Annotated in this window: 8 protein-coding genes; all 8 read right to left on the bottom strand. The window is 44.8% G+C overall.

The annotated features are described in order from the left end of the window. Positions 1 to 518 (bottom strand): DUF1367 family protein (locus tag AACS90_RS20855; RefSeq protein WP_099123623.1); only part of this gene is annotated, 518 nt, incomplete at its 3' end. Positions 519 to 618: 100 nt separating this feature from the next. Continuing rightward, a complete protein-coding gene (locus AACS90_RS20850) occupies positions 619 to 1,224 on the bottom strand; it encodes a hypothetical protein (protein ID WP_099123622.1) in 606 nt (201 codons plus the stop codon). Between the two features lie 83 nt (positions 1,225 to 1,307). Continuing rightward, complete coding sequence (locus tag AACS90_RS20845; protein ID WP_099123621.1) at positions 1,308 to 1,646, bottom strand: hypothetical protein; 339 nt, start codon at positions 1,644 to 1,646, stop codon at positions 1,308 to 1,310. Beyond that, a complete protein-coding gene (locus tag AACS90_RS20840) occupies positions 1,639 to 1,884 on the bottom strand; it encodes a hypothetical protein (RefSeq protein WP_099123620.1) in 246 nt (81 codons plus the stop codon). The genes AACS90_RS20845 and AACS90_RS20840 overlap by 8 nt, the downstream gene beginning before the upstream one ends. A gap of 2 nt (positions 1,885 to 1,886) precedes the next feature. Further along, the gene (locus AACS90_RS20835) at positions 1,887 to 2,066 is read right to left on the bottom strand and encodes a hypothetical protein (RefSeq protein ID WP_099123619.1); all 180 of its coding nucleotides are present in this window, start codon (positions 2,064 to 2,066) and stop codon (positions 1,887 to 1,889) included. A gap of 14 nt (positions 2,067 to 2,080) precedes the next feature. Next, positions 2,081 to 2,848, bottom strand: a complete 768-nt coding sequence (locus tag AACS90_RS20830; protein WP_099123618.1) for a phage antirepressor KilAC domain-containing protein — start codon at positions 2,846 to 2,848, stop codon at positions 2,081 to 2,083. Positions 2,849 to 2,850: 2 nt separating this feature from the next. Further along, positions 2,851 to 3,099, bottom strand: coding sequence for a hypothetical protein (locus AACS90_RS20825; RefSeq protein ID WP_099123617.1), 249 nt, complete (start codon positions 3,097 to 3,099; stop codon positions 2,851 to 2,853). Further along, positions 3,096 to 3,534, bottom strand: a 439-nt coding sequence (locus AACS90_RS20820; RefSeq protein ID WP_099123616.1) for a hypothetical protein, incomplete at its 5' end; no start/stop codon positions are given. The genes AACS90_RS20825 and AACS90_RS20820, both read right to left, overlap by 4 nt.

The following is a 3,534-nucleotide window of genomic DNA, read 5'->3' as shown; positions in this document are numbered from 1 at the left end:
TTCCACAGTACGTTTAGGGTGGATTGATAGAGTGCCTGAAATTCCAGCTCATCCATTTTGGCGAAGCTGACGGAACGGGGTTCTCGATACAGGCTGCCGTCTGGCATTTCATAGGTGTCATAGTGACCGGATTCCACCGTCACCCAGCGCCTGAAAGCATCAAAGGATTTAGTGGCCGTAATATTGTGAGCACGATTTTTGGATAAACCAGCAAGGTATTCATCAGCGGCAGATTGTAAGGCATCTTCACTGCCAGCGAAGTGAGCCAGAAATTGTACGTAGCCTCGCACAATCGCTTTTTCTTCGGGGGAAATCGTACCACCAGTGGGCTCCCAGTATTCAAAACCGAGATTCAGCAGGGCAAAGTATTTACGGTGGAAACGGGGATTACGGGCCTTCTTAAAATCAGCCTGCAGCACATCGCCGCATTTGATTTTCGAATGCAGGTATTCTCTGGTCGCTGGAGTAGCAGGCCGTAGGATGTCATCGGAAATTTTGATAAAACTGTACTGCGCCATTCTTGTTCCCTTAAGGTAATGGCACAGCAGCATAAGTTTAGGTTCGGATGTTCAGGCCGATGGTATTATTTTAGCGAGTTACAATCCATTATGCTACCGACTATTTTTTGCTTCGCTCATCAACAAACTGATTAAATACGATCTCTGGATTTGGGTAATACCACTTATAAAACCCATAATAAGGATCCTGCCTCCGCTGCCTGTCCCTCTCTTCTTGAGAATAACCACTACGATCACCAATTTTATCAAGAAAATAACGGGTTACATTATATTCTGGATGAAAGTCCATAGTTGGATACATTCTCGCTCCCCCTAACGAACCTTTTACTGGCATATCAAGATGATTAGCTAATGTTTGAGCAAGCCCACTTGATCCAGAGTTACAGCCTATTATCCTAACACATTGAATATTTTGCCCTCTTTTTTTAAAATCGGTTAATAATGCTGTGATTGTTTCGCAAAAATCACGCAGATTCATTCCAGGATTATAATTATTCGCACACGCTCCCGAAAATAATATGTCTCCCGACATTGAGGAGGATGAGTGTCCTACAATATTGAGCCTATATTCAGGTATATGTTTTGCTTTATCTAAAAAATAATGAAATCGCTTCTCTTTATGCAACATTACTTCAGTCGTTTTCTGTAACAATACATCACGAGGCATTAGCCTAATATTGGTAATTGTATGCCGATACTGTCCCATATCTCCCCCCTACATTAAATTCAACTTTTAATATACGGGACAGACACAATCTGCAAATACAACGATACGCCAGAAATAACACTTTATAGCGTTAATTTCAGTTCATGCCAGCCCCATGTATTCCAACACGCGGCCTCACCTGAAAAACAGCATTCCGCCATCGGTAAAGATTCATTGCATTTTTTACAGTATTGCTGCTGTAGTTCAGCCATCTGTTTTTTTAATGAACGGTCATCCATTCGAATTAGCATGGTGAGATACTCATTCACGTCGTAAGGTTCCCTGCCCGGTCTACGCAATGTGCAATTGCGTTTAAGCATCTCCAATTCTTGGTTATCGAACAACAATTCAACCTTAGTAACGCCAGCCTCCTGCTGGCGTTGACGTTGGGCGGCTTTACGTTCTGCAGAGGATTTAGCCATGGTTAGGCATCCTGAGCTTGTAAACCGAATTCTGGGTGCGGATAAATCCATCTGCATTAAAGGTGTGAATATTCTCAACGGGTGATGTAATGATTTCAGCACCATCAAACCAGCGCTGATGAACATCACAATAAATGCGCCCGCTTGCCCGAAAATCACAATTGCCATAGAGAATAAATCCAGTCAACTCGATTTCAGCCGTGTATGCCATGGTTTGTCTATTTAATTGTTTATCCATTATTATTCCCCTAGACAGTTATACACAAATCGGATCAATGCCATCACTGGCAATGAAATCGGAAAGGTCAGGAGCAAGAACAAGGCGAGCATATAGAGCCGGAAATCTTCATCAATGAGGATTTGCCAGTAGCCGATCACTTCTTCTTTCAGATAATGCAAAAAGCTGTTTGATTGTTTCATTGGTCTTGCCTCTCTCAGTTAGCCTGATTTCTCAGTGCCCACAGTCGTTGTAATTGGGTTAATCCCTTGCCCGTAATCAGTGACGTCACACATTCCTGAATGCCGCGTTCTGGATGTTCCCAGCTGCCTAATTTCACATCCATCAATCCCGACTGTATTTTCTCCTGATACGGTTCATTACGGCGGGGGATCCAGCCGATTTGTCGCAGAAACGCGAACAGCCGGGTTCTGCCCGTCCCCAAAATCTTAGCGGTCTGTGCCATGCTGAGCGCACCGTGTGAAGCTGATACTTGGTCATGAAACTCGACCTTCGGCGCATCTTCAAAAATCTGGTGCTCTAACTGATTCACAGCCAGTGAAAGGCGCTCTTTTTCTTCTTCGGCCTGAATGACCATCAACGCCAGTTGTTTGGCATTGGGTAAAGTGGATTGCAGTGTTACCAACCTGCCAGAACGGTAGTCGATAAAGGTCTGGTTAACCTGCAGCTGAAATGTCGGACTTATCCATCCCGCGTAGGAAACAGCCAGCAGTTCATGAGCGAAAGTACCTCGGTTTTCTCCGCTTTTAACCGCATTTACAGGCGATGTGCATTTCTGCATATCAATTAATTCCTGCACTAATTCTTTAGCTGACTGAGTTCTCAGCCACTGTGCAGGTGCTTTATTGGAGCCAGCTCCACTTGCCTTATGCAACGCATTCAAATTGAAACGCCCTTCTGCATCAGTGGTAATTTCAACACCAGCGATAACTGGCAAGCACTTTTGGTTTATGACATTTAACATCGTTATTCCTTTGTTTTGAGCCTCATTACGCCACGCCAGTAATTCAGACGTGTTTTAAAAAATGCTTGGTGTTCATCAGAAGTCTGTTCAATTTCCCTGAAAATAATGGCCCGATTTATCTTCCTCAGTTTGAGCTGCTTGATTAACCGACTGGCCCTTAAATCCAGATGTTCCAACTCACGGTATTCTTGTGGCCATAATCCCCGGTTGTGGGGTAACCCCGCAGGCAAATAATCAGACGGCCTGCTCATGGCTGTTCCTTGGACTCTGCCGAAAGACGTTTAATGATCGCTTTTTCAGTCGGTCTCGGTGCAGCCATGACCTGTTTGTAAATCCGCTTTTTCTTCGGCGTATCGCATACCAAAGTACGCTGGACCGCATCGAGGGGCATTCTCAGCAAAACAGCAATACTCTCCGGCGTTCTGCCAAGACGGGATAACTCATAAATTCCCCTGACAATAGCCTGCCCATAGTGGATACGCTTACCGATACTGATACGGGGTTCAGATATCATTACAGGCTGGGAAACCTGAAGTAACTCCGGTTTGGGTTGGAAGGGCTGACGACTGCGTGCCCGTGCAGCCTGATTCAGATTATCGATAAAGCTGGCTGAGTGGTCGCAGCCATCATCCGTAATATCACGCCGATCAAGGATCAATTTGTTGACATCATTTTCGTTGCTCATG

The organism is Xenorhabdus sp. KK7.4 (assembly GCF_963876465.1).
Lineage (GTDB): Bacteria > Pseudomonadota > Gammaproteobacteria > Enterobacterales > Enterobacteriaceae > Xenorhabdus > Xenorhabdus stockiae.
This window is presented reverse-complemented; position numbering and strand designations above follow the sequence as displayed.

Excerpts from the sequence above, each read along its gene's own strand:
- AACS90_RS20850 (WP_099123622.1), bottom strand. The coding sequence starts at position 1,224 with ATGGGACAGTATCGGCATACAATTACCAATATTAGGCTAATGCCTCGT.
- AACS90_RS20845 (WP_099123621.1), bottom strand. The coding sequence starts at position 1,646 with ATGGCTAAATCCTCTGCAGAACGTAAAGCCGCCCAACGTCAACGCCAG.
- AACS90_RS20840 (WP_099123620.1), bottom strand. The coding sequence starts at position 1,884 with ATGGATAAACAATTAAATAGACAAACCATGGCATACACGGCTGAAATC.
- AACS90_RS20835 (WP_099123619.1), bottom strand. The coding sequence starts at position 2,066 with ATGAAACAATCAAACAGCTTTTTGCATTATCTGAAAGAAGAAGTGATC.
- AACS90_RS20830 (WP_099123618.1), bottom strand. The coding sequence starts at position 2,848 with ATGTTAAATGTCATAAACCAAAAGTGCTTGCCAGTTATCGCTGGTGTT.
- AACS90_RS20825 (WP_099123617.1), bottom strand. The coding sequence starts at position 3,099 with ATGAGCAGGCCGTCTGATTATTTGCCTGCGGGGTTACCCCACAACCGG.